Raw genomic sequence first — 24,784 nt, forward strand, 5'->3', positions numbered from 1 at the left:
TCGTCAGGTGGCGGACTGGTTCGTTGTTGGCCGCGGCCGGCATTGCGATCCTCCGGCGGAGGCAACCTCAAGAGAAATCCTGCGTCAGGGTCGTGGCGAACTGCTCCAGCGCCCAGTCGACCTGGTCGCTGGTGATCACCAGCGGCGGGGCGATGCGGATCGTGCGCTCATGGGTATCCTTGGCGAGGATGCCCTTGCCCTGGAGCACGCGGCACAGGACGGTGGTGTAGCTCCCACGCGCGCTGCCCTTACGGGCTTGCGATCTGTTGCAGCGTGTTGAAGCGAGCCTTCTGTTCGCTGCTCAGCGTGGCATAGAACTCGTCCAGGGCGGGTTCGACCAGCTTGGCGGCGGTCAGCATCGCCTCGAGCCGGTGCTGCATCGCCTCCAGCCGTCCCACCGGCGTCAGCGGCACATCATTCGGACAGGCGGCCTGCAGGTCTCCAACGCCCTTCGCCGTCGCTTCGCCGAGGCGATCGAGCGCTTCCTTCTGCTTGCCTGCGGGATGCAGCACAGTCTCGATCCTCTGGATCGGCAACTGGGTCAGGCTGGACTTCGGATCGCCGCAGCCCTCGGCGCTGACTTCCTGCGGCTGCGGCGAGCGGTCGCCGACATTGGGGCCGAGCGCGTTGAAGCGGGCCTGTTGCTCGTCATTGAGCGAGTTGTAGAAACTCTCCAGTGCCGGTCGCACGATCTTGACGGCTTCCAGCGTCGCGCTGACGCGGTTCATCATCGCGCGCAAGCGGCCGGGCGGAGTCAGTGCATAAGTCTCGGCGCAGGAGTCCTTGAACACACCGGCAGCATTGGCCGCCGCGGTCTTCAGCTCGTCGAGCAGGGTACGTTGCTCTGGCGTCGGCCGCACTGCTAGCGTGATATCGGCAAGCGGCCAGGCGGTCACGCCCTTGTCCGGTGTGCTGCACAATTGCTGGAGCGTCTGCGGGCTCACGCTGGCACGTTGGCGCGCGCGGTAGCTGCCGCCGGCTTGCGGATAGTCATAGGAGTTGGTGCTGGCATAGGCCGCATAGGGGCTGTCACCACCCCAGAACACGGTGTCGACGAAATCGTCATAGGCGTACGCCCAATAGCCGGGCTCGTAAGCATAGGACCAGAACGTGTAGTTGAAGATGTCGGAGTAGGCGTAAGGCCAGAACACGGGCCCAAGCCAAGCCACGAAAGCCGCACGATGGCGGTGACGCCAGGCCTGGCGGGGAGACCAGCCGCTCTGGCGGGCGACGAGGGCCGCCTGGGTTTGCGAATTGGCCTGCTCTCGGAAGCGTGCCGCGAACCGCCCGCGCTCGGCAGCCTGCGCGGCGGCCGCGATGGTCGAGGCGCGCTCGGCCGGAGCCTGGAGTCCGAGCCGCTGCTGGCGAGCCAGGTCAAGTTGCTGGGCGCGCTGCTCGCGACCAAGCAAGCGGTTCTGCGTCTGGAGCATCCGTTGCTGCTCGCGTTGCGCCCGCGCGCCTTCCACCTTTTGCGACTGCAGTTGCTGCACGCGCTGCTGCAGGCGATCGATGCGGGTCTGGCGCTCCGTCGTCTGGCGGGACAGCATCTCGCGCTGCCGCTGCTGCACCATCTGCCGGCGCTGGTCGACGTGCTGCTCGCGCTGTTGGACACGCTGCTCCCGCTCAAGCAGGTGGCTCTGCGACTGCAGCAATCGCTGCTGCTGGTGTTGCGCCCTTGCGCCCTCTGGCTTTTGCGACTGCAATTGCTGTACGCGCTGCTGCAAGCGGTCGATGCGGCCTTGGCGTTCCGCGGATTGGCGCGAAAGCGTCTCGCGTGGCCGTTCCGGCCCCACGCTTGCGGTGGGCGGTGCGCTGGGGCGCGCGGGGGCGGCGATATGCGGCGTCGGCCGCGGGGCCATGGCCGGACGTTGCGGCGCTGCCGGCGCCCGATGAATTTCAGGCCGCGGTGCCGCAACGTGCGGGGCAGCCCGCGGTGGCGGCGCAGCGATATGGGGGGCCGGACGCGGCGGCGGTGAGGCCATGCGGGGCGCCGGATGTGGCGCCATGGCCGGTCGCTGCGACATGGCAGGTGGATGGAATGCCGGCGCGGCGGGCCGCGCCATGGCTGGCGGCGCCGCCGGGCGGGCCATAGCAGGTGGTGCTGCAGGCCGCGCTGCCGGCGCTGGCCCTGGTGGTCCACCCCTTCCGTGTCCTGGCGGTCCCTGGGCGAACGTGCCGACGCTCGCTCCCAGCATCGAGACACCAACCAAAACAGCCGTCAGGCAAACGCCACGCGGAAGCATGATCCTAGCTCCCAGCTCGTAATCGCCCACGATTTTTCAACGCACGGGTCGCGCAATGGTTCGTTGTGGGCAGCGGCTGGCATTGCGATCTTCCGACGCAGGTAGCCTCAAGACAGGTCCTGCGTCAGGGTCGTGGCGAACTGCTCCAGCGCCCAGTCGACCTGGTCGCTGGTGATCACCAGCGGCGGAGCGATGCGGATCGTGTGCTCATGAGTATCCTTGGCGAGGATGCCCTTGCCCTGGAGCGCCTCGCAGTAGCGGCGGGCGCGGCCGGCCTCGGGATGCAGTTCGACCGCCAGCATCAAGCCCCGCCCGCGCACTTCGCGGATGGTGTTGGCGCGGATGTCTTTCAAGCCTTGCAGGAAGCGTGCGCCCTGCATGGCTGCATTCTCGATCATGCCTTCCTCGACCAGCACACGCATCGCGGCGCGCGCCACCGCGCAGGCGAGCGGGTTGCCGCCGAAGGTCGAGCCATGCTGCCCGGGTCTCAATGTCCCGAGCACTTCGTTGTTCGAGAGCACGGCCGACACGGGATAGAAGCCGCCGGACAAGGCCTTGCCAAGCAGCGTCACGTCCGCCTCGATTCCCTCGTGCTGTTCGGCAAGCAGCTTGCCGGTGCGGCCGAGCCCGGTCTGGATCTCGTCGAGCACCAGCATCACGTTGTTGGCGGTGCAGAGCTCCCGCACCTTCGGGAAATAACCGGATGGAGGAATGATGACACCGGCTTCGCCCTGGATCGGCTCGACAAGGAAGGCGACGGTGTTCGGCGTGATCGCCTCTTCCAGCGCCGCAACGTCGCCGAACGGGATGATCTTGAAGCCCGGCGCGAACGGTCCGAAGTGCGTGCGTGTCTCAGGGTCGGTTGAAAAGCCGACGATGCCCAGCGTGCGTCCATGGAAATTGTTGGCGCAGACGATGATCTCGGCCTGGCCGTCCGGCACGCCCTTCACCTCATAGCCCCATTTGCGTACCGACTTGATCGCGCTTTCGACCGCCTCGGCGCCGCTGTTCATCGGCAGCACCTTGTGGGAGCCGGTCAGCGCCGCGATCTCTTCGTAGAACTGGGCGAGCTGGTCGTTGTGGAAGGCGCGCGAGGTGAGCGTCAGCCTGTGCGCTTGTTCCACCATCGCCGCCAGGATCTTGGGGTGGCAGTGGCCCTGGCTGACCGCCGAATAGGCGGAGAGGCAATCGAGATAACGGTTGCCTTCGGTATCCCAGACCCAGACACCTTCGCCGCGCGACAGGACGACCCCGATCGGCTCGTAATTTTTGGTGCCCAGGCGTGCTTCTGTTGCGAGGAAATCAATGACCGAGGAGCTCATCTTCGCCACTCCCGTGCTGTGCGCGCCGGTGTCAGTCGACTACATTGGCCGCGCTTGGATTGATCTGGGTATCAGTCTGCCCCCTTGGAAGCCTTCATGCGCCCGATCGCCCGATTTGCTCTGGATGTCAGATGGTTCTGCGGAACCAGAGGGCATCATTCGCCAATCCGCCCTCTACTGTGCATGGGGTTGTTTTCGACATTTTTGTTTCGAGGCCTCATCCGATCGCGCAGGGCACGCTCAAAAAGCCGCGGAACCGCACCCGTCCGCCGCGCACCGGCTGGCCGGTGACTGCATAGTTCGGGAAGCGCGCCAGAAAGCGCGAGATCGCAATGGCGCCTTCGAGCCGCGCCAGCGCCATGCCGGCGCATTGATGCGCGCCGGTGGCGAAGGCGAGATGCCGGTTTGGCGTGCGTGCGACGTCGAAGCTTTCAGGGTCCGGAAACTGCGCGGGATCGCGGTTGGCCGCACCGATGCACAGCGTCACCGACGTGCCGGCCTCGAGCATGACGCCGCCGAGCTCGACGCGCTCGGTGGTCATGCGATTGCCGAGCTGGTTCGAGCTCTCGTAGCGCAGCATCTCCTCGACGGCGGTCTTGATCATGTCGGGGTTGTCGATCAGCCGCTGCTTCTGGTCCGGGTTCCGGTGCAGCGCGACGAGGCCGTTGCCGATCAGGTTCGTCGTGGTCTCGTGGCCGGCATTAAGCAGAAAGATGCAGTTGTGCAGCAGCTCCTTCTCGGTCAGCCGCTCGCCATTCTCCTCACCCTGGATCAGGCGCGTCAGCACGTCGCGCTCGGGATTGCCCGGCTTCTCGCGCCGGCGCGCGACGAGCGTCGAGAGATAGGCGAGGAAGTCCGTCACAGCCTTGTTGCCGCGCGCAGCCACGTCGGGTGACACCACGGGCTCGAGCGCACCGAGGATCGCCAGTGACCAGTCGCGCAGCGGCTCACGCTCGTCATGGGGCACGTCGAGCAGATTGCCGATCACCTCGATGGGGATCGATGCGGCGAAGTCGTCGATCAGCTCGCAATGGCCCTTGGCGGCGATGGCGTCGAGCAGGCCGTCGACCAGCTTGACGATATCAGGCTCCATCCCCGCGATCGCGCGTGGCGACAGCGCACCCATGATCAGGCGGCGCACGCGGGTGTGGGCCGGCGGGTCGTTGAAGACGAGGCTCGTGGTGTGGTGCTCGTAGAGCGGGGTATCGCCGTATTTCGGCGCGAACTCGCGCTTCTTGTCCGAGCTGAAGGACTTCGTGTTCTTGTAGGTCGTGACGAGATCGTCATAGCGGGTCAGGAACACGGTGCCGTTCGGCAGGCGCTTGACCGGCTCGTTCTCCCGCAGTGCACGATAAGTCGGGTAGGGATCGTAGTAGAATTCGCGCGTCAGCTTCTCCAGATCGAAATCGGCCGCCAGTTTTTTCGCATCTGCGTTCATGCCGCCATACTCGCCGGTTGAAACCGATATGCTGTTTTCGCTCTTTCGAGCAGCTTGGATCACCGTCTACAGTCGTGCCGTGATTTGCAAGCCGACCGGACAGGAAAATGCACGCCCGCGCTGACGCTGCCGACACGGCCCCGAATTGGCCCGACGATATTTTCGCGACATTGCAACGCTTCGACGTTCGGCAGGTGCCTTACGTGCCCGACGCCGGCCATTCGAAGCTGATCCAGCGCGTGCTGGGCTCCTCTACGATGCGCGGCATTCCGCTGACGACGGAGGAGGAGGGCGTGGCGCTTCTGGCCGGGGCCTGGATCGGCGGCCAGCGCGGCGTCTTGCTGATGCAATCGAGCGGCGTCGGCAATTGCATCAACATGCTGTCGCTGATCCCGATCCTGCGCTTTCCGTTCCTCACGCTCGTGACCATGCGGGGCGAGTGGGGCGAGTTCAATCCATGGCAGGTGCCGATGGGGTCGACCACGCAGGGCGTGTTCGAGCTCTCGGGCGTCCAGGTGCTGCGCGCGTCCAACGCGGCCGAGGTGCCGGCCGTGCTGGAGGCGGCCGCAGCCCAGGCCTACAACGCGCTCACGCCCACCGCCGTCCTGCTGTCGCAGCGCCTGATCGGCGCCAAGGTTTTCACCAAATGAGCAAGGCCAATCTCCTCGACCGCCGCCAGGTGGTGTCCACCCTGCTTGCGAACCGCAAGGACGTCGTCGCGATCGGCGGCCTCGGGGCCTCCACCAACGACATGTGCGCCGCCGGCGATCACGCCCGCAACTTCTACCTCTGGGGCGGCATGGGCGGGGCGGCGATGATCGGGCTTGGCCTGGCGCTGGCGCAGCCAAAGCTGCCGGTGCTGGTCATCACCGGCGACGGCGAGATGCTGATGGGCATGGGCAGCCTTGCCACCATCGGCCTGCAGAAGCCGTCCAACCTCTCGATCGTGGTGCTCGACAACGAGGCCTATGGCGAGACCGGTGGCCAGACCAGCCACACCTCCGCGGCGGCCGACCTCGTCGGCGTCGCCAGGGCCTGCGGCATCCAGGACAGCCAGTCGATCTCGACCATGGCCGAGGTGGAGGCCTTCGCCAAAACCGTCCACGACGTCTCGGCCGGGCCGCGTTTTGCCAATGTGAAGATCGACAGCGCCAATCTGGAGCGGATCCTGCCCACCCGGGACGGAACTTACATCGTCAACCGGATCCGCGGCGACCTCGGCTTCCAACCCATCTAGGTCAACGATTCCCTGACGTCTCACCCTGCTCGCGGACCGTGTAGCGGAGCCAATTTCCACTGAAATTACAACCCACTTAGGTTGCGATGCAGCATATTGCTTGACTTTTGCGTGGGTGAGTGCTTACTCACTAACATGAGCTCATTGCGTATGACGAGCGACCTGAGGCGTCAGTTGATCCTCGGTGCCGCGAAACGCTGCTTCGCCCGACACGGCTATACCGGCACCACGACCAAGAGCGTGGCGGCCGCCGCTGCCATTTCCGAGGCGCTGCTGTTCAAGCATTTCCCGTCCAAGGCGGCGCTGTACGCGGAGATCCTCAGCGACGAATGCGAAGCCGATCCGGCACTGACGGACCTGCTCGAGCGGGAGCCCTCGACGGCCACGCTGGTCGAGTTGATCCGCGGCATGGTCGAGCATTTCCTCGAGATCGCCGACGGTCCCGATCAGGAAGAGGCCCAGCGCCTGCGACTGATGGCCACGAGCCATTTGGATGATGGTGAATTCGCTCGTTTGCTATATGCCAAGATCGAGAAGCTGATCGGGGCGGTCTTCCTCGCCTCGCTCGAGCGTGCGGTGGCCGCCGGGGACGCGCGGCCATTCAGCGGCGATCCACTCAACCTGTTCTGGTTTGCGCATCACACCGTGATGACGGCTGCGCTGACCAGGCTGCCGGCCACGCCTTGTCTCGCTTACGGCAAGGCGAGCGACCTGGAGCGGCAGCTGTGTGAGTTTCTCCTGAGGGGTATCGGACTTAACGACGCCGCAATTGCTTCGCATTTGGGCCGCGATCAGGCCGCGGATGCGGGCAAGACGGCGATTGCAGAAAGTGCATGACATGAACATCGTAGCCGAACACAAGATTTCGGGCGAACCGATCGACAACAAGGCTCCCAAGCGTCCGGTCAGGCCGGTGCTGTGGTTCATCATCGTCGGCACGCTTTTGGGCGTGCTCGTCGGTGGGCTCGTCTGGTTCAATTATTTCCGTGGCCAGATGATCAAGCAGTTCTTCGCGAACAACAAGCCGCCGCCGACCTTGGTCAGCGCGGCCGAGGCGAAGTCCGAGGTGGTGCCGAACCTGCTCACCGCGGTCGGCGGGCTCTTCGCCGTGCATCAGGTCGACGTCAGCGCCGACGTCAATGGCCGCGTCACCGAGATCAAGTTCGAGCCGGGTACGCATGTCGAGGCGGGTACGCCGCTGGTGCAGCTGTTCGACATGCCGGAGCAGGGCGACCTCGCCAACTACAAGGCGCAGTCAACTGTCGCGCAGCTTTCGCTCGATCGCGCCAAGCAACTGGCATCGCGCCAGTTCGGTCCGCAGGCGACCGTCGACACCGCGCAGGCCGCCTACGACCAGGCGCTGGCCGGCATCGCCAAGACCGAGGCGCTGATCTCGCAGAAGCTGGTGCGCGCGCCGTTCTCCGGCGATCTCGGCGTCCGCAAGGTCGAGGTCGGCCAGTATCTGACGGCCGGCACGGCGATCGTGTCGCTGACTGATCTGTCGGAGCTGTGGGCCAACTTCACCGTGACGGAAAAGGACTCGGGCAACCTCAAGGTCGGTCAGGTCGTCCGGCTGAAGGTCGACGCCTATCCGGGCCGCGTCTTCGAGGGCAAGATCACCACGATCGAGCCGCAGATCGCCACCGATACCCGCAACATCCGCGTGCAGGCGACGGTCGCTAATCCGGAAAAGATCCTGAAGCCCGGTATGTTCGTGACCACGACGGTGGTGCTGCCGGACAAGCCGGCGGTGATCACCGTGCCCGAGACAGCGGTCGACTACACGCTGTACGGCGACTCCGTGTTCGTGATCACCGAGAAGAAGGAAGAGGACGGCAAGACCAGCCTGAGCGCGGTGCGCACCTTCGTGCAGACCGGCAACCGGATCGACGGTCGTGCCGAAATCGTCAAGGGCCTGAAGGCGGGCGACAAGGTCGTCGCCGTCGGCCAGCTCAAGCTGCAATCGGGCTCGGCGGTGTCGATTTCGACCGACCCGGCGCCGCCGATTCCGGCGCAACCGCCGCGATACTGACGCCGCACACGTCGCAGCATGATCCGGCACGGCCGGGTCATGCGCTTTGCAAGTCAACGAAATCGAGATCGCCGCGATGCGCTTTACTGATATTTTCATCAAACGACCGGTCTTGTCGGTCGTCGTCAGCCTGCTGATCCTTCTGATCGGCCTGCGCGCGGCGACGACGCTGCCGATCCGGCAATATCCAAAACTGTCGAACACGGTCATCAACATCACGACCGTCTATCCCGGCGCGTCCGCCGACCTGATTCAGGGCTTCATCACGACGCCGATCGAGCAGGCGGTCGCCTCCGCTGAGGGCGTCGATTACATGACCTCGTCCTCGGTGCTCGGCACCTCGACGATCCAAGTCTACATCAAACTGAATTTCGATCCGAACCAGGCGCTCACCGAGGTGCTCGCCAAGACGAATTCGGTCAAATATCTCATCCCGAAGGAATCGAACGATCCGATCGTCACGAAAACCACCGGCCAGACCACGGCCGTAATGTATCTCGGTTTTTCGTCTGACGAATTGTCGGGCTCGGCGATCTCGGACTACCTGACGCGTGTGGTGCAGCCGGTGCTGTCGACTGTTGATGGTGTCGCCTCCGCCGACATCCTCGGCGCCCAGAATTTTGCGATGAGGCTGTGGCTCGATCCGGTGAAGATGGCCGGCCGCAATGTGTCGCCGGCCGATGTCGCCGCGGCGATCGCCGCCAACAACTTCCAGTCCGCGGCAGGCCAGACCAAGGGCTATCTGATCGTCTCGAACATCGCGACGAACACGGGCCTGACCGACGTCAACCAGTTCAAGAAGATGATCGTCAAGGCCAAGGACGGCGGCTTCGTCCGGATGGAGGACATCGCGTCGGTCGAGCTGGCCGCGCAGACCACGGATGCGAGTGTGGCCTTCAACGGCGAGCACGCGATCTTCATCGGCGTGCAGGCGACCCCGCAAGGCAACCCGCTGACTCTGGTGAAGGGCGTGCGCGCGCTGTTCCCGGAGCTCGAGCGCAACCTGCCGCCGTCAATGAAGATGAAGGTCGCCTACGATTCGACCAAGTTCATCCAATCCTCGATCGATGAGGTCGAGAAGACGCTGGGCGAAGCCATCATCATCGTCATCGTGGTGATTTTCCTGTTCCTGGCCTCGTTCCGCTCCGTCATCATTCCGGTTGTCACGATTCCGTTGTCGATGATCGGGGTCTGCACGCTGATGCTGATGCTGGGATTCAGCTTCAACCTGCTGACGCTGCTGGCCATGGTGCTCGCGATCGGACTTGTGGTCGACGACGCGATCGTTGTGGTGGAGAACATTCACCGCCATCTGGAGGAGGGCAAGACACCGGTGCAGGCGTCGCTGGAAGGCGCGCGCGAAATCGTCGGTCCCGTCATCTCGATGACGATCACGCTCGCCGCCGTGTATGCTCCGATCGGCTTCCTCGGCGGTCTCACCGGCTCGCTGTTCCGCGAATTCGCTTTCACCCTTGCGGGCTCCGTGATCGTGTCCGGCGTCATCGCGCTGACGCTGTCGCCGATGATGTGCTCGGTGCTGCTGAAGAATACGGAGGAGGGCCGGTTCGCAAAGCTGGTGAACAGGGTATTCGGCGCCATGACGCGCTGGTACGGCCGCAGGCTCGACCGCTCGCTCGACTACAAGGCGATCACCGGCCTGTTCGCGGTGACGATCCTCGGGCTCGTCGGCTTCCTGTACATGCATACGTCGAAGGAACTGGCGCCTGAGGAAGATCAGGGCATCGTGTTCGCGGTGACCAAGGCGCCGAAATACGCCAACATCGACTACGTCGATTTCTACGGTGACAAGCTCGACAAGGAATTCCAGAAATTCGCTGAAACTGACCTGCGTTTCGTGCTGAACGGCATTAACGGGCCGCAGGGCGGTATCGCCGGTATGCTGCTGAAGCCGTGGGACGAACGGAAGCGTTCTTCGATCGCGCTGAAGCCGCTGGTCCAGGCCGAGCTTTCCAAGATCGAGGGTGTTCAGGCCTTTGCGTTCAATCTGCCGCCGCTGCCGGGTGGGCCGGGCGGCCTGCCGGTGCAGATGGTGATCAACTCGACCGCGGGCTTCCAGGCTGTCTACGAGCAGATGGAGAAGCTGAAGGACGCCGCGCGCAAGAGCGGCATGTTCATCGTGTCCGACAGTGACCTCGCCTACAACCAGCCCACTGTCACGGTGAAGATCGATCGCACCAAGGCCCAGGACCTCGGCGTGAATATGCAGAACGTCGGCAGCGCGTTGGCAGTGCTGCTCGGCGGCAACTACATCAACCGCTTCAATCTGGAGGGGCGTTCCTACCAGGTGATCCCGCAGGTGCCGCGTGGCCAGAGGCTCTCACCGGAATCGCTCGGCGGCTACTATGTGACGACCAACACCGGTCAGCAGCTTCCGCTGTCGACAGTGGTGTCGGTCGAAACCAGGACCGATCCGAATTCGCTGACCCACTATAATCAGCTGAACTCGGCGACGTTCTCGGCGGTGCCGATGCCCGGCGTGACTGTCGGTGCGGCGGTGGACTTCCTCGAAGGCGAGGCCAAGAAGCTGCCGCAGGGCTTCACCCACGACTATCTGGCGGATAGCCGGCAGTACGTGCAGGAAGGCAACCAACTTGCGATCACTTTCGGCTTTGCGCTGATCATCATCTTCCTGGTTCTGGCCGCGCAGTTCGAGAGCTTGCGCGACCCGCTGGTGATCATGATCTCGGTGCCGATGGCGATCGTCGGCGCTCTGATCCCGCTGTTCTTCGGCGTGGCGACCATGAACATCTACACCCAGGTCGGCCTGCTGACGCTGGTCGGGCTGATCACCAAGCACGGCATCCTGATGGTGGAGTTCGCCAACGAACTCCAGATCAACGAACGGCTCGACCGTCGCTCGGCCATCGAAATGTCGGCCCGTATTCGTCTGCGGCCGATCCTGATGACCACGGCCGCGATGGTGACGGGCCTGATCCCGCTGCTGACCGCGACCGGCGCAGGCGCTGCCAGCCGTTTCTCGATCGGCCTCGTGGTCGTCGCCGGCATGTCGATCGGCACGCTGTTCACGCTGTTCGTGCTGCCGGCAGTCTATGTGGTGCTGGCGACCGACCATCGCGCGGCGGCCGATTCCGAGCGGAACAAGGAGGTCAACGATCTCGACCTCAATTCCAAGGCGCTGCGACCGACCTGAGGCGGAAACAATCGGACAAGAAGGGCGGCAGCGGCCAATCCGTTGCCGCCCTTTTTATTTGCCCGGTTATTTGCCCGGGCACCCACGGGCGCCGTTAAGCCCAGGGCGAGGCTTTCCCGCGCTGAGAAGAGACAAGGTCCGGCCTTCTTGCTAGGTTTGGCGGGATGAGCATCTCCCTCCACCCAGACACCCCGCAAGCCAGGACGCTGCCGAGCGCGGCCGCGGCTGGCGCTGTGCCCGGTGAGGCGGCGGGGCGGGGGATCCGGATCCGGCTTTTCACCAAATATGTCGCGCTGTTCGTGGCCGTCGTCGCCATCGCGCTGCTGGCCAACGGCCTGTTCGAGGTCTTCTTTTATTATCGCGAGCACAAGGCCGCGCTGATCCGGGTCCAGCACGAGCAGGCCGAGGCGGCGGCGGACAAGATCGGCCAGTTCGTCAAGGAGATCGAGAGCCAGCTCGGCTGGACCACGCAGCTGCCCTGGTCGGCGGGCTCGATCGAGCAGCGCCGGTTCGACGCGCTGCGGCTGCTGCGCCAGGTGCCCGCGATTACCGAGCTCGCCCAGGTCGATGCGACCGGCAAGGAGCGCCTGCGGGTCTCACGGCTGGCGATGGACGCGATCGACAGCGGGATCGACCTGTCGGACGATCCGAAGTTCACCGAGGCGGTCGCGCACAAGGTCTATTATGGGCCGGTCTATTTCCGCAGGGAGTCCGAGCCCTACATGACGCTGGCGCAGGCCGGCGCGCGCAAGGATGCCGGTGTCAGCATCGCGGAGGTCAATCTCAAGCTGATCTGGGACGTCGTGTCCCAGATCAAGGTCGGGCAGCACGGACACGCTTACGTGGTCGGTCCGGAGGGGCGGCTGATCGCGCATCCCGACATCAGCTTGGTCCTGCGCAACACCGACATGTCCGGCCTCGCGCAGGTGCGTGCCGCGCTCGCTGGTGGCACCATGCCGGACTCCTTGCAGGAGGCGACCAATATCCAGGGCAAGAAGGTTCTGACGGCATCCGCTCCGATCGCGCCGCTCGGCTGGACCATGTTCGTTGAGCTGCCGGTTGAGGAGGCCTATGCGGCGCTCTATGCGTCGTTGGAGCGGCTTGCAGTCGTGCTGCTTGCCGCTTCCATCTTCGCGGTACTCGCCGGCATGTTTCTCGCGCGCCGCATGGTCGGCCCCATACAGGCGCTGCGCAGCGGCGCCGAGCGGATCGGCGGCGGCGACCTCTCCCAGCGCATTTCGATCAAAACCGGCGACGAGCTCGAAGGGCTCGCCGATCAGTTCAACGACATGGGCGCGCGGCTGCAGGAATCCTATGCCGATTTGGAAAAGAAGGTCGAGCAGCGTACGGCGGAATTGAGCGAGTCTTTGCAACAGCAGACGGCGACCTCGGAGGTCCTGGAGACCATCAGCTCGTCCGCGGGCGAACTACAGCCGGTCTTCAACAAGATGTTGGAGAATGCAACGCGGGTCTGCGGCGCGAGCTTCGGCGTCATGGATCTCTGGGATGGAGCGCGATACGCTCTGGTATCGGACTACAATCTGCCCCCGCAATTTGCGGCTACGCGACAGCAACATGGCGGGATGCTTGCTCCGCATCCCGAAAGCGGCCTTGCCGAGGTCGCCAGAACGCATCAGGTTGCCCACGTTCTCGATGTCCGTGAAGCCGCCGCCTATCGTGCCGGAGCCGAGATGGCGGTCTTGCTTGCCGACGTTGGAGGCGCCCGCACGACGCTCATGGTCCCGCTATTGCGGGACGACGAGCTGGTCGGCGTGATAACCATCTTCCGTCGGGAGGTTCGCGCATTCACCGACAAGCAAATCGCGCTTGTAGAGAATTTTGCCAACCAGGCGGTCATTGCCATTGAGAACGCGCGACTGCTCAAGCAGCTTCGCGAACGCACCAGCGAGCTTTCTCAATCCCTCGACGATTTGCGCGCCGCCCAGGGCCGCCTGATCCAGACCGAGAAGCTCGCTTCGCTCGGCCAGCTCACGGCGGGCATCGCGCACGAGATCAAGAACCCGCTCAACTTCGTCAACAATTTCTCCTCGGTGTCGACGGAGCTGATCGACGAGCTCAACGAGGCTCTGCAATCGGCATCGCTCGACGGCAAGACGAGGGAGGCGGTCGACGAGCTGACCGGCATGCTCAAGGGCAATCTGGAGAAAGTCGTGCAGCATGGCAAGCGCGCCGACTCCATCGTCAGGAACATGCTGCTGCATTCGCGCGAGGGCTCCGGCGAGCACCGCCCCAGCGACATCAACGCGATCGTCGAGGAGAGCCTCAATCTCGCCTATCACGGCGCGCGTGCCGAACGGCCCGCCTTCAACGTCACGCTCGAGCGCGACTTCGACCCCGCCGCGGGCATGGTCGACATCTATCCGCAAGAGATCACGCGCGTCCTCCTCAACCTGATCTCGAACGGCTTCTATGCATCGGGCAAGCGCAAGGAGAGCGCTGCGGGCGGGTTCGAGCCGACCTTGCGAGCGGCAACGAAAGATCTCGGCGGCCAGATCGAGATCCGGATCCGCGATAATGGCACCGGAATTCCGCCAGACGTGAAGGAGAAGATGTTCAATCCCTTCTTCACCACCAAGCCGGCCGGCGAGGGTACCGGCCTCGGGCTTTCCATGAGCCATGACATCGTCGTGAAGCAGCATGGCGGCACGATCGACGTGAACAGCACACCCGGTGTATTCACCGAGTTCATCATCACCCTGCCGCGCGTGATGGCGGCAGGCAGTACTCCCGGAGGCAAGAGTTGAACGTTTACATCCTGGTCGTCGATGACGAGCCCGACGTCGAGGCGCTGTTCCGGCAGCAGTTCCGGCGCGATTTGCGCGCCGGCCGCTTCCAGATGGAATTTGCGGCGTCGGCGCCCGATGCGCTCAAACTTGCCTCCGAGGTGCGCGATCCCTCGTTGATCCTGATCCTGTCCGACATCAACATGCCCGGCATGAGCGGGCTCGACATGCTGCCCAAGGTGCGCGCCGAGCATCCGGACGTTCCGGTCATCATGATCACGGCCTATGGCGATGCCGAGACGCGCCGGAAGGCGATCGAGCGCGGCGCCATCGGGCTCCTCACCAAGCCGATCGATTTTGCGCTGCTGCGGCAGGAGATCGACACGAGGCTCGAGCAGGCCGCATGACTTCGACCATCCTCTTCGTCGACGACGAGCCGGACCTCGAGGCGCTGATCCTGCAGAAGTTCCGCAGGCAGATCCGCGACGGGCTCATCGACATCATGTTCGCGCGCGACGGCCTCGAGGCGCTGCAGTCCCTCGAGCAGAATCCGCATGTCGACATGGTGGTCTCCGACATCAACATGCCGCGCATGGATGGGCTGTCGCTGCTCGCGAAGCTCCAGGAGGCCGAGGACAAGAAGTCGACCATCATCGTCTCGGCCTATGGCGACATGAGCAACATCCGCACCGCCATGAACCGCGGCGCGTTCGACTTCCTCACCAAGCCGATCGACTTCGCCGATCTGGAGGCCACGATCCAGAAGACCATCCGCCACATCGAGATGCTGCGCGAAGTGCGGCGGCGTCAGATGGAGGCGGAGCGGGCCCATGCCGCGCTGTCGCGTCATTTCTCGCCCGAGCTCGCCAAGCGTCTGGCGGCAAGCGGTGAGCGAGAGGGGATCGAGGTGCAGTGGCGCGATGTCGCCACCATCTTTACCGACATCACCGGCTTCACCTCGCTGGTCGAGAGCGCGCCGCCCGAGACGCTGGGCGAGCTGCTCAACGAATATGTCGGCGGGATGACCGAGGTCGTCTTCGCGCATGAGGGGACGGTCGCCAAGATCATCGGCGATGCGATCCAGGTGCTGTTCAACGCGCCCGGCGATCAGCCTGATTACGCGACGCGCGCCGTCGCCTGCGCCCATGATCTCGATGCCTGGGCGCAGGACTTTCGCGCGCGCCAGCTGGCCAAGGGCGTGAATTTCGGCGCCACCCGCATCGGTATTCATGCCGGGCCGGCGCTGGTCGGCAATTTCGGCGGCAACCGCTTCTTCGACTACACCGCGTATGGCGACTCCATCAACATCGCGGCGCGGCTTGAAGCCGCCAACAAGCATCTGGGAACGCGCATCTGCGTCAGTGCCAGCGTCGCCAAGGCGGCTGAACATTTTCAGGGCCGCCCCGTGGGCGATCTCATGCTGCGCGGACGCAGCGAGCCGCTGCGCGCGTTCGAGCCGCTGCCGCAGGCCAGATTCGAAGCGCCGGAAACGGCGCTGTATTCCGAGGCTTTTGCCAAGATGGAAGCCGGCGACGTCGCGGCCATGCCCGCCTTTGCCGCGCTGGTCGGGATGCACGCCGACGATTCGCTCGCCAGCTTTCACCTGAAGCGCCTGCTCAACGGCGCCAAGGGTATCCGCATGCAACTGGAATAGGGGTTCGACATGGTCAGTGACTTCTCCGCCGGCAATTATCGTTTCATTCCGTCCGTGTTCCAGTATTCGGCCGGCGCTGCCGCGGACGACGGCTATGAGATCGAGCGCGTTCGGTTCGACCGCCTGGTGCCGCTCGCCGAAGGGTTTGCGCTGGCCGCGAAATACATCCAGGAAGCAGGCCGGCCGTTGACAGCCTTCTGCGCCTGCGAGCTGCGCTCACCGGCAGCCTTCAGCGAGGAAGGCTTTCGCGCGTTCAACCTGCATTACGTGAAGACGCTGTCCGAATGGGGCATCTTCGACGGCACCACCAATCCGGTGGCGCGCAGCAATGTCTGTCCGGAGATCGACCCGCCGTCCGAGCCGTCGTTCTATGCCTTCTCCTTCACGCGTCCGTCGACGTCGAAGGCGCCAAGCTTCGTGATCGCCGGCGGCGCCGAGGCGCGCGAGGGCAGCGGGACCTATGTCGAGCGCACCGTGCGCTACCGCGACCTCAGTCCGGAGGGCCTTCGCGAGAAGGTGCGCTTCACCACCACGTCGCAGATGGAAAGCCGGATGACGGCGTTCGGCTTCGGCTGGAAGGACACGACCGGCGTGCAGGCCTATTCCGTGCACGATTTCCACCACGCGCTGGTCGACGAGCTTGTTCGCCGTGGCGCGTTGCGGTCCGGCCTGACCTGGCATTTCGCCCGCCCGCCCGTGGTCGATCTCGAATACGAAATGGATTGCCGTCGCGTGATGCGCGAGACCGTGATCTGAAGTCCTCATCCTGAGGAGCGGCCGTCAGGCCGCGTCTCGAAGGATGGCCGCGGGCGAGATCCGGGCCTTCGTGGTTCTCCCGGCGATGCGAAGCATCGTCCGGAGACGGGCGTGAGGACGCGCTCCTCACCATGAGGAATGTCTAGCGTTGGCGCGGATCGAGCGCGTCGCGCAGGCCGTCGCCGAGCAGGTTCAGCGACAGCACCACGAGAAAGATCGCAAGCCCCGGCCAGATCGCCATCCACGGCGCCTGGGTCAGGAAGCGTTGCGCCGCGTTGAGCATGCTGCCCCAGGACGGCGCGGGTGGTTGCTGACCGAGGCCGAGAAAGGACAGCGCCGCTTCGGCAATGATGGCGGCGGCGATCGACAGCGTGGCCTGCACCAGCAACGCCGGCAAAATGTTCGGCAGGATGTGCGAGAACGCGATCCGCCACGGCGGATTGCCGAGCGCGCGCGCGGCCTCGACATAGTCTTCGGCCTTGACGCTCAACACCTGCCCGCGCGTCAGTCGAATGAAGATCGGCGTTGCCGAGATGCCGATCGCGATCATGGCGTTGCCGAGGCTGGGCCCGAGGAACGCCGCCAGCGCGATCGCCAGGATCAGGAACGGGCAGGCCAACATCGCATCGGTGATCCGGCTGATCAGGGTATCGGTGAAACCGCCGCGATAGCCGGCGAGCAGGCCGAGCGGCACGCCGATGCCGAGCGCGATCGCAACCGAGATGAGGCCTGCGAGCAGCGACGCACGCGCGCCGTAGACGACGCGGCTGAGGATGTCGCGACCGAGCTCGTCGGTGCCGAGCCAGTGCGCGGCCGTGGGCGGCTTGCGCACCAGGCTCCAGCTCGTCGCAATGGGGTCGTAGGGCACGATCAGCGGGGCGAGGACTGCAAGCGCGATGAACATCATGATCACGACCAGGCCGAACACCGCCGCCTTGCGCTTGAACAGCCGCCGGCGCGCGCGCCGTGCCGGACTATCCAATTCGTAGGCTTGCGTAACGGGACCAGGCAGCGCGGCGTCGGTCATGGATCTAGCCCCGCAGCCGCGGATTGACGAGGATATAGGCAATGTCGGCAACGAGGTTGAGCGTGATGTAGACCGTGGCCGTCACCAGCACCACGCCCTGCACCACGGCGTAGTCGCGGTTGAACACGGCGTCCACGATCAGCTTGCCGAATCCGGGAATGGAGAAGATCTGTTCGGTGAGCACCGCGCCCGACAACAGCGTGCCGAGCTCGAGTGCGCCGAGCGTGATGATGGGCGTCAGCGCGTTGCGCATGGCGTGCTTGAGGATCACCGAGCGCTCGGAGAGTCCCTTGGCGCGCGCGGTGCGGACATAGTCGCTCTCCAGCACCTGGAGCATGGCACTGCGGGTATGCCGCATCAGGATCGCGGAAATCGCGTTGCCGAGCACGAAGGCGGGCATGATGGTGGCAGCCAGGCTCGCCCGCCAGTTCTCGGTGAGCGGCACATAGCCGGAGGCGGGGAGCCAGCCGAGCTCGATGGAGAACAGGAAGATCAGCATGATCCCGAGCCAGAAATTCGGCGTCGAGATACCCCATAGCGCGAAGAAATTGGCGCCGTAATCCCAGGCCGAGCCTTTCTTCACGGCCGCGACGATGCCGGCGGGGATGCCGATCAGGAACGCGATGATGATCGCCATGGAGCCGAGCTGCAGCGTCACCGGCAGCTTCTGTGCAATCAGCTCGCGCACCGGCATCTTGTTGCGCAGCGATTCGCCGAAATCGCCCGACAGCACACCCTTGATCCAGTAGGCATACTGCACGGGGACGGGCTGATCGAGCCGGTACTGGTGCCGGATCTGCTCGATCACGGCAGGATCGCGCTCTTCGCCCGCCATCACCAGGGCCGGATCGCCCGGCAGCAATTGCTGCAGCGAGAAGATCAGCACCGAGACGAAGAACAGCGTCGGTACGATCTGCAGCAGGCGGCGGGCGAGGAAGTTCAGCATCCCTGGTGTGTCACTTCAGCTTGAGGCCGATCACGCGCACGAGGCCGTCAGGCATCTGCCTGTAGCCTTCGAGCTTGGTCGTGTGCGCGATGATGATGCGGCGGTGGTAGAGGTACAGCAGCGGCTCCTCGTCCTGGACCAGCTTGGCCAGGGCCTCATAACTGGCTTTGCGCTTGACGGGGTCGGTCACCAATCGCGCGTCTTCCAGCGCCTTGTCGGCCTGCGCATTGTTCCACGCGCCGTAATTCTGCGGAGCGCCGTTGTGCAGGAAGACGAAGGTGTTGCCGTCGGGATCGACGCGGCCGCTCCAGGCGAGCATGAAGGCCTGGTAATCGCCGGCTTCGGCCTGCTTGAGCCCTGTCGCGAATTCGGTGACGCGGAGCTTCATGTCGAACCCGGCTTCCGCCGCCATCGACTGGATCACCTGCGCCGGCGTCTCGGTCTCCGCGCCCTTCGGCACCAGGAAATCGACGCTGACCGGCGGGGTCACGCCGGCCTCCTTCAGCAGAGCCTTGGCCTTCTCCACGTTGCGGGGACGGACCGGGAGGGATTTTTGATAGTAGGGATGGTCGGGATTGACCCATTGATTGCCGGGCTGGAATTCGCCGTTGAATACGACCTGGTTGATCGCCTCGCGGTCGATCGCAAGGTCGAGTGCCTGCCGCACCTTGGCGGACTGGCTGAGCGGTCCCTTGGCCTTGTCCTTGCCGATGTTGAGCGTGATGCCCTGATAGCCGAGCTCGATCGCGGTCGCGACCTTCAGCCGTGAATCCGTACGCACCTCCTTCAGGTCGGTGGCGAGCACGCGCTCGATCAGATCGAGGCCGCCGGATTTCAGGTTTGCCAGCCGCACGGTGGCGTCGACGATTGGCTGGAACACGATACGGTCGATGAAGACGTTGTCCTTGTTCCAGTAGTCGGCGAATTTCTCGAATACGATGCGATCCTGCTGCACGCGCTCGACGAACTTGTAGGGACCGGCACAGACCGGACGCAGGCCGAACTTGTCGCTGGATTCCTTTGCCGCCTTCGGCGACATCATCATGCCGGCGCGGTCGGTGAGCTGGGCGAGCAGCGGCGAGAACGGCGACTTCAGCACCAGGCGGACGGTGAGGGGATCGATGACCTCGATATGGTCGACCGAGGCAAGCTCCGGCTTGCGGAACGAGCCGGGGAACGTCAGGTGACGCTCCAGCGAGAATTTGGCGGCTTCCGCGTCGAACGGTTCGCCGTCGTGGAATTTCACGCCGGGGCGGAGCTTGATGACGAGCGCCTTGCCGTCGTCTTCCGTCTCGCTGGATAGCGCGAGCTGAGGCACGATGTTGAGCTTCTCGTCGATGTCGAACAGCTTGTCGCAGAATGCGGAGAACACGATGCGGCCGACATAGGTGCGCGCCATGGTCGGATCGAGGATGTCGGGGTCCTCGGCAAGACCGATGCGCAGCGTGGTCTGGGCTTGCGCCGTTGCGACCGACAGCAGGAGGGCGGCGGCCGTTGCGGCCAGGCGATACATCTTCATCGGACAGTCCTCATTTTTCGGCTAAATCGTGGTCGGCGCCGCACCTTGTATACCAACCCCGGCGGGGCCGGCGCCTTCCGTCTTTCGGCTGAAGGCGGCGACCAATTTTGCAAGCGCGGGCGAAAATCCGCCGGCGGCCGGCAGGATGGCGTCGGCAGACGGCAGCTCGCTCACGCGGTGACAGGCGGCGGCGTGGCCTGCGCTGTCGGCCACCAGTTCCGGCGCCTCGGTGTGGCAGCGGTCGACGACGAAGGGGCAGCGGGTGTGGAAGCGGCAGCCGGCCGGCGGATTGAGCGCACTCGGGATTTCGCCTTGCAGCAGGACCGTGGTTCGCTTCGCCTTCGGCTGTGGCAGTGGGATCGCGGACAGCAGCGCCCGGCTATAGGGATGCCGCGGCGCGGCGAACAATGCGTCCGCCTCCGCGGTCTCGACGATCTGGCCGAGATTCATCACGGCCACGTGGTCGGCGATGTGCTTGACGACGGCGAGGTCGTGCGAAACGAAAATGTAGGCGAGGCCGAGCCGGTCCTGGAGCTCGCGCAGGAGGTTGAGAATCTGCGAGCGGATCGAGACGTCCAGCGCCGAGACCGGCTCGTCGCAGATGATCAGCTTCGGCTCGACCGCGAGTGCGCGGGCAATCGCGATGCGCTGGCGCTGGCCGCCAGAGAATTCGTGCGGATAGCGCCGTGCCAGCCGCGGCTCCAGTCCGACCAGTCGCAGCAGCTCCGCGACACGCTCGCGCCGTTGCGCCGCCGGCACGAGATCGTGCAGTGCAAGTGGCTCCGTCAGGATCTGGCCGACCGTCATGCGCGGATTGAGCGAGGCGTAAGGGTCCTGGAAGATGATCTGCGCCTCGCGGCGGAAGGCGCGGAGTGCCTCGGCGTCCAGCGAGAGCAGGTCGCGGCCGGCGAAACGCACCGTGCCTGCATCCGGCTCGATCAGCCGCAGGACGAGGCGGCTGACGGTGGATTTGCCGCAACCGGATTCGCCAACCAAGGCCAGCGTCTTGCCGGCTTCAAGAGAGAACGAGACGCCGTCGACAGCTTTGACATGCGCCAGTGCCCGGCCGAACAGCGAGCGCTCGGCGACGAAATGCTTGACCAGGCCTTCGACCTCGAGCAGCGCCATCACGACACCAGACGTTCGAGCGGCGCACGGATGCAGCGCGACAGGTGGCCGGGGCTGACTTCGACCAGCGGTGGCGGCGCCTCGGTGCAGGCGTCCAGCACGAAGGGGCAGCGCGCGGCGAAACGGCAGCCGGCGGGGGGCTGCATCATGTTCGGCACCATGCCCTCGATCGTGGCGAGCTGCTCGGCGCGATGGTCGAGCCGCGGGATCGAGCCGAGCAGGCCGACGGTGTAGGGATGTTGCGGCGTCGAAAACAATTCGTCCACCGGCGCGCGCTCGACGATCTCGCCGGCATACATCACCGCAACCTCGTCGCAGACTTCGGCGACGACGCCGAGATCGTGGGTGATCAGGATGATGGCCGCGCCGCTCGCCGCCTTCAATTCGCGCATCAGTTCGAGAATCTGCGCCTGCAAGGTGACGTCGAGCGCCGTGGTCGGCTCGTCCGCGATCAGGAGCCGCGGGTCGCAGGCGAGCGCCATCGCGATCATCACGCGCTGACGCATGCCGCCGGAGAGCTTGTGCGGATATTCGTCGATCCGCCGCTCGGGCGAGGGGATATGGACGCGGCGCAACAGCTCGATCGCCCGCTCGCGCGCGCTGCGGCGTGAGCCGCCGCGGTGGCGCAGGATCGCCTCGGTGATCTGGTCGCCGATCGTGAAGCTCGGGTTGAGCGACGTCATCGGCTCCTGGAAGATCATCGCCAGCCGGTTGCCACGCAGGTCGCGCAAGGTCTGGTCCGGGGTCTTGAGCAGATCCAGGCCGTCGAAGCGGATCGCGCCAGTGATCTCCGCGCTCTGCTTCGGCAGCAGGCCCATGATTGCCAGCGACGTCACGCTCTTGCCGCAACCGGACTCGCCGACAAGCCCGAGCGTCGCACCGTTGGCGACGCTGAGATCGACGCTGTCGACCGCATGGGTGATACGGCCGTCGTCGCCGTGGAAGCGGATGCGCAGATCCTTGATCTCGATGAGAGGGCTCGCGCTCATGACCGCTTTGCGCGCGCTGCCGCGATGCTGGCGTCGATGACGCTGCGATCGGTGTTGCCGGCCGGGTTCTGCCGGGTCGGCATGGAGCCGCGGAAGTGCACCCAGAGCTCCTGGCTGACGCGCTCGAGCCGTTCGAGTTCGCCGAGCGGGTCGGGATGATCGTCGGCGCGAATGTCCAGCGCCGGCCATTCCTCCTCGCCGTGGATCAAAAGCGCAGCGGATTGCCTGCCGCGCTTGTCGCCGCCGGCGGCCTCGCCCGCGCGCATGGCGGCAAGCAGGCGGCGCGGGAAGGGCAGGCTGTCATTGGCGATATAGGTCTTCGCGGTCTCGTCGAGCACGTCGGCGCCTGCCAGCATGTTGCCGGCAATGGAGAAGCCGCTGCCGGCGACGTGTCCGCACCAGTCGATGCAGTCGCGCCCGGTATGCGCGGCGATCTCGCCGCTCGCGTCCATGATGTGGACCTGGCGACTTTCGCGGCCGTCGTCGCTCGCGAGCAGGGCGGCGAGAACGTCATGTGCATTCAGGCCTTCACCGAGCAGCTTGACGCCGTCGATCCCGTAATAGGGATTGACGAAGGCCTGCGTTGCGATGGCTCCGAGCCCTGCGGCGACGTAGGGCACCCGCGCGCCGACGGCGAAGAAGCGGGTCGCAACGGCGATGCCGAACTGGCCGGTGGCAGGATCTCGCGCGATGATCGACCAGGTCATGTGCTGCCTTCAGCGTCCTGCGGCGTAGCCCTGCATGCCGCGCGGGTTGGCGGCGGCGCGGCGGCGCACACCGACGCGCGAGGCCGCGGTGAGGCGGCCTTCGGACCAGTCGGGGCCGACCTCCACGATATGTCCGCGCTCGCGCAGGTTCTTGATCGTCGCCTCCGGAACGCGGTTCTCGACCACGAGCACGCCCGGGCGCGCCGTACGCGGCCAAAACGAGATCGGGAAATGCTCGGAGTGCCAGGCCGGCGCGTCGATAGACTCCTGGAGATTGAGATTGCAATGGACGTGGCGCAGGAAGAATTGCGTGATCCATTGGTCCTGCTGGTCGCCGCCGGGCGAGCCCCAGGCCAGATACGGCTCGCCGTCGCGCAGCGCCATGGTGGGTGACAGCGTCGTACGCGGCCGCTTGCCCGGTGCGAGCGAGCTCGGTTGGTTCTCCTCCAGATCGAACATCTGTGCGCGGCTGCCGAGGCAGAAACCCAGCTCGGGAATGATAGGCGAGGATTGCAGCCAGCCTCCCGACGGCGTCGAGGACACCATGTTGCCAGCTTTGTCGATGATGTCGAAATGCACGGTGTCGCCGCGCACCTCGCCGAAGCGCCCCACGGTTGGTTCACCGGCGCCGAGTGCGCCAACGGCCTCGCGTTGGCCTTCAGCGCGGCGCAGCTTGATCACGCCGCCGAAGCCCTCGACCGCGCCGGGCCGGAGATCGAGCGAAGCCTTGTCGGTGACGAGCTTGCGGCGCTCGTCATTATAGGCGTCCGATAGCAGCGTTGCGATCGGGATCTCGCTGAATTTTGGATCGCCGTAGAACTTTTCGCGGTCCGCGAAGGCGAGCTTTGCGCATTCGATCTGGAGATGGATGAATTCCGGCCCGGTCGGATCGAGACCGTCGAGCGCAAAGCCCTTCAGCAGCGCGAGCTGTTGCAGCGTCACGGGACCCTGGCTCCAGACGCCTGCCTTGCAGACGGTGTAGCGGCCGTAGTCGTAGGTGAGCGGCGCCTCGACCGTCGGCTGCCAGCGCGCCATGTCGTCGGCCGAGAGCACGCCGCGATGCGGCGAGCCGCTGACGTCCATCACTTCCTGGGTGCGGCAGAACTTGTCGATGGCTTCCGCGACGAAGCCTTGTGACCACGCCTTTCGCGCGCGCTCGATCTCGGCGTCGCGGCCTCCACCACCGCTCTCGGCTTCGTTCAAGATCCGGGTGTAGGTGGCGGCGAGCGTCTTGTTGGTGAAGAGCGTGCCGGGCTTCGGCACCTCGCCGTTGGGCAGATAGACCGCGGCCGAGGTCGGCCAATGCTTGCGGAACAATTGCTCGACGGTCTGGATCGTGGCGCAGGCGCGCTCGACCAGCGGATAGCCGTCGCGCGCATAGGAGATCGCGGGCTCCAGCACGTCGCGCACGCGCATCGTGCCGTAGTCGCGCAGCAGCATCATCCAGGATTCGAAGGTACCGGGGACGCAGGCCGCGAGCAGGCCGGTGCCGGGCACCATGTCGAGGCCCTCGCTCTTGTAATGCGCGATGGTGGCGCGCGCCGGCGCCGGGCCCTGGCCGCAGATCACCTCCGTGCGCGCGCGCTTGACGTCATGCACGATGATGGGTACGTCGCCGCCCGGGCCGTTCAGGTGCGGCTCGACGACCTGCAGCGTGAAGGCGGTGGCGACGCCGGCGTCGAAGGCGTTGCCGCCCTTTTCGAGGATGGCCATGCCGACGGCGGTCGCGATCCAATGGGTGGTGGCGACGACGCCGAATGTGCCCTCGATCTCGGGGCGCGTCGTGAACGGATCGGGATTGACATTGCTGGCCATGGATTACCTCAGTTGCGGCGCGCGCAATTGATCACAGGGAATGCCGGGCCGCCAA

Annotated in this window: 19 protein-coding genes and 1 pseudogene; 9 read left to right on the plus strand and 11 right to left on the minus strand. The window is 65.1% G+C overall.

The window, feature by feature from the left end; genetic code table 11:
• Window positions 1-67: 67 nt before the first annotated feature.
• The 4 genes and pseudogenes from rocD (NLM25_RS13875) to NLM25_RS13890 all read right to left on the minus strand — a co-directional run.
• Window positions 68-214, minus strand: a pseudogene (gene rocD / locus NLM25_RS13875) (ornithine--oxo-acid transaminase); the annotation flags it as partial.
• Between the two features lie 34 nt (window positions 215-248).
• Window positions 249-1,982 carry a Spy/CpxP family protein refolding chaperone gene (locus NLM25_RS13880; RefSeq protein WP_254137296.1) on the minus strand — a complete coding sequence of 578 codons (1,734 nt, stop codon included), beginning with the start codon at window positions 1,980-1,982 and terminating at the stop codon, window positions 249-251.
• A gap of 368 nt (window positions 1,983-2,350) precedes the next feature.
• Window positions 2,351-3,565, minus strand: coding sequence for an ornithine--oxo-acid transaminase (gene rocD / locus NLM25_RS13885; RefSeq protein WP_254137297.1), 1,215 nt, complete (start codon window positions 3,563-3,565; stop codon window positions 2,351-2,353).
• 217 nt (window positions 3,566-3,782) lie between these two features.
• Window positions 3,783-5,003 carry a cytochrome P450 gene (locus tag NLM25_RS13890; protein WP_254137298.1) on the minus strand — a complete coding sequence of 407 codons (1,221 nt, stop codon included), beginning with the start codon at window positions 5,001-5,003 and terminating at the stop codon, window positions 3,783-3,785.
• Between the two features lie 107 nt (window positions 5,004-5,110).
• On the opposite strand from NLM25_RS13890, the gene NLM25_RS13895 reads away from it, so the two are divergent.
• The 9 genes from NLM25_RS13895 (at window position 5,111) to NLM25_RS13935 (ending at window position 16,598) form a co-directional block, all read left to right on the plus strand.
• Window positions 5,111-5,653 (plus strand): phosphonopyruvate decarboxylase, encoded by a 543-nt coding sequence (locus NLM25_RS13895; protein WP_254137299.1) that lies wholly within the window; start codon window positions 5,111-5,113, stop codon window positions 5,651-5,653.
• Window positions 5,650-6,240, plus strand: coding sequence for a thiamine pyrophosphate-dependent enzyme (locus NLM25_RS13900; protein ID WP_254137300.1), 591 nt, complete (start codon window positions 5,650-5,652; stop codon window positions 6,238-6,240). The genes NLM25_RS13895 and NLM25_RS13900 overlap by 4 nt, the downstream gene beginning before the upstream one ends.
• Window positions 6,241-6,375: 135 nt before the next feature.
• Window positions 6,376-7,077 carry a TetR/AcrR family transcriptional regulator gene (locus NLM25_RS13905; RefSeq protein ID WP_254141175.1) on the plus strand — a complete coding sequence of 234 codons (702 nt, stop codon included), beginning with the start codon at window positions 6,376-6,378 and terminating at the stop codon, window positions 7,075-7,077.
• Between the two features lies 1 nt (window position 7,078).
• Entirely contained in the window at window positions 7,079-8,272 is a 1,194-nt protein-coding gene (locus NLM25_RS13910; RefSeq protein WP_254117371.1) for an efflux RND transporter periplasmic adaptor subunit, read from the plus strand.
• 76 nt (window positions 8,273-8,348) lie between these two features.
• On the plus strand, window positions 8,349-11,444 hold the full coding sequence (locus tag NLM25_RS13915) for a MexW/MexI family multidrug efflux RND transporter permease subunit (RefSeq protein WP_254141176.1): 3,096 nt from the start codon (window positions 8,349-8,351) through the stop codon (window positions 11,442-11,444).
• Between the two features lie 164 nt (window positions 11,445-11,608).
• Complete coding sequence (locus NLM25_RS13920; protein ID WP_254137301.1) at window positions 11,609-14,209, plus strand: ATP-binding protein; 2,601 nt, start codon at window positions 11,609-11,611, stop codon at window positions 14,207-14,209.
• Window positions 14,206-14,595 carry a response regulator gene (locus NLM25_RS13925; protein WP_254117373.1) on the plus strand — a complete coding sequence of 130 codons (390 nt, stop codon included), beginning with the start codon at window positions 14,206-14,208 and terminating at the stop codon, window positions 14,593-14,595. Before NLM25_RS13920 ends, NLM25_RS13925 begins: the two co-directional genes overlap by 4 nt.
• Complete coding sequence (locus NLM25_RS13930) at window positions 14,592-15,842, plus strand: adenylate/guanylate cyclase domain-containing protein (protein ID WP_254137302.1); 1,251 nt, start codon at window positions 14,592-14,594, stop codon at window positions 15,840-15,842. Before NLM25_RS13925 ends, NLM25_RS13930 begins: the two co-directional genes overlap by 4 nt.
• Window positions 15,843-15,851: 9 nt before the next feature.
• Window positions 15,852-16,598, plus strand: a complete 747-nt coding sequence (locus NLM25_RS13935; RefSeq protein WP_254137303.1) for a hypothetical protein — start codon at window positions 15,852-15,854, stop codon at window positions 16,596-16,598.
• A gap of 142 nt (window positions 16,599-16,740) precedes the next feature.
• On the opposite strand, the gene NLM25_RS13940 is transcribed toward NLM25_RS13935, so the two are convergent.
• From NLM25_RS13940 to NLM25_RS13970, 7 genes are read right to left on the minus strand one after another with little or no spacing between them, the layout of a single operon-like run.
• Entirely contained in the window at window positions 16,741-17,625 is an 885-nt protein-coding gene (locus NLM25_RS13940; RefSeq protein ID WP_254137304.1) for an ABC transporter permease, read from the minus strand.
• Between the two features lie 4 nt (window positions 17,626-17,629).
• A complete protein-coding gene (locus NLM25_RS13945; RefSeq protein WP_254117379.1) occupies window positions 17,630-18,571 on the minus strand; it encodes an ABC transporter permease in 942 nt (313 codons plus the stop codon).
• Window positions 18,572-18,581: 10 nt separating this feature from the next.
• On the minus strand, window positions 18,582-20,090 hold the full coding sequence (locus NLM25_RS13950) for an ABC transporter substrate-binding protein (protein WP_254137305.1): 1,509 nt from the start codon (window positions 20,088-20,090) through the stop codon (window positions 18,582-18,584).
• A 21-nt stretch (window positions 20,091-20,111) separates the two neighbouring features.
• On the minus strand, window positions 20,112-21,218 hold the full coding sequence (locus tag NLM25_RS13955) for an ABC transporter ATP-binding protein (protein ID WP_254137306.1): 1,107 nt from the start codon (window positions 21,216-21,218) through the stop codon (window positions 20,112-20,114).
• On the minus strand, window positions 21,218-22,207 hold the full coding sequence (locus NLM25_RS13960; protein ID WP_254137307.1) for an ABC transporter ATP-binding protein: 990 nt from the start codon (window positions 22,205-22,207) through the stop codon (window positions 21,218-21,220). Before NLM25_RS13960 ends, NLM25_RS13955 begins: the two co-directional genes overlap by 1 nt.
• Window positions 22,204-22,914 carry a DUF1028 domain-containing protein gene (locus NLM25_RS13965; protein WP_254137308.1) on the minus strand — a complete coding sequence of 237 codons (711 nt, stop codon included), beginning with the start codon at window positions 22,912-22,914 and terminating at the stop codon, window positions 22,204-22,206. The genes NLM25_RS13960 and NLM25_RS13965 overlap by 4 nt, the downstream gene beginning before the upstream one ends.
• 9 nt (window positions 22,915-22,923) lie before the next feature.
• The gene (locus tag NLM25_RS13970; RefSeq protein WP_254137309.1) at window positions 22,924-24,729 is read right to left on the minus strand and encodes a gamma-glutamyltransferase family protein; all 1,806 of its coding nucleotides are present in this window, start codon (window positions 24,727-24,729) and stop codon (window positions 22,924-22,926) included.
• Window positions 24,730-24,784 lie beyond the last annotated feature (55 nt).

Source organism: Bradyrhizobium sp. CCGB01, assembly GCF_024199795.1.
GTDB lineage: Bacteria > Pseudomonadota > Alphaproteobacteria > Rhizobiales > Xanthobacteraceae > Bradyrhizobium.

Coding starts and splice junctions, on each gene's coding strand:
- NLM25_RS13880 (WP_254137296.1), bottom strand. CDS start 1,982: ATGGCCTCACCGCCGCCGCGTCCGGCCCCCCATATCGCTGCGCCGCCA.
- rocD (WP_254137297.1), bottom strand. CDS start 3,565: ATGAGCTCCTCGGTCATTGATTTCCTCGCAACAGAAGCACGCCTGGGC.
- NLM25_RS13890 (WP_254137298.1), bottom strand. CDS start 5,003: ATGAACGCAGATGCGAAAAAACTGGCGGCCGATTTCGATCTGGAGAAG.
- NLM25_RS13895 (WP_254137299.1), top strand. CDS start 5,111: ATGCACGCCCGCGCTGACGCTGCCGACACGGCCCCGAATTGGCCCGAC.
- NLM25_RS13900 (WP_254137300.1), top strand. CDS start 5,650: ATGAGCAAGGCCAATCTCCTCGACCGCCGCCAGGTGGTGTCCACCCTG.
- NLM25_RS13905 (WP_254141175.1), top strand. CDS start 6,376: ATGAGCTCATTGCGTATGACGAGCGACCTGAGGCGTCAGTTGATCCTC.
- NLM25_RS13910 (WP_254117371.1), top strand. CDS start 7,079: ATGAACATCGTAGCCGAACACAAGATTTCGGGCGAACCGATCGACAAC.
- NLM25_RS13915 (WP_254141176.1), top strand. CDS start 8,349: ATGCGCTTTACTGATATTTTCATCAAACGACCGGTCTTGTCGGTCGTC.
- NLM25_RS13920 (WP_254137301.1), top strand. CDS start 11,609: ATGAGCATCTCCCTCCACCCAGACACCCCGCAAGCCAGGACGCTGCCG.
- NLM25_RS13930 (WP_254137302.1), top strand. CDS start 14,592: ATGACTTCGACCATCCTCTTCGTCGACGACGAGCCGGACCTCGAGGCG.
- NLM25_RS13935 (WP_254137303.1), top strand. CDS start 15,852: ATGGTCAGTGACTTCTCCGCCGGCAATTATCGTTTCATTCCGTCCGTG.
- NLM25_RS13940 (WP_254137304.1), bottom strand. CDS start 17,625: ATGACCGACGCCGCGCTGCCTGGTCCCGTTACGCAAGCCTACGAATTG.
- NLM25_RS13945 (WP_254117379.1), bottom strand. CDS start 18,571: ATGCTGAACTTCCTCGCCCGCCGCCTGCTGCAGATCGTACCGACGCTG.
- NLM25_RS13950 (WP_254137305.1), bottom strand. CDS start 20,090: ATGAAGATGTATCGCCTGGCCGCAACGGCCGCCGCCCTCCTGCTGTCG.
- NLM25_RS13955 (WP_254137306.1), bottom strand. CDS start 21,218: ATGGCGCTGCTCGAGGTCGAAGGCCTGGTCAAGCATTTCGTCGCCGAG.
- NLM25_RS13960 (WP_254137307.1), bottom strand. CDS start 22,207: ATGAGCGCGAGCCCTCTCATCGAGATCAAGGATCTGCGCATCCGCTTC.
- NLM25_RS13965 (WP_254137308.1), bottom strand. CDS start 22,914: ATGACCTGGTCGATCATCGCGCGAGATCCTGCCACCGGCCAGTTCGGC.
- NLM25_RS13970 (WP_254137309.1), bottom strand. CDS start 24,729: ATGGCCAGCAATGTCAATCCCGATCCGTTCACGACGCGCCCCGAGATC.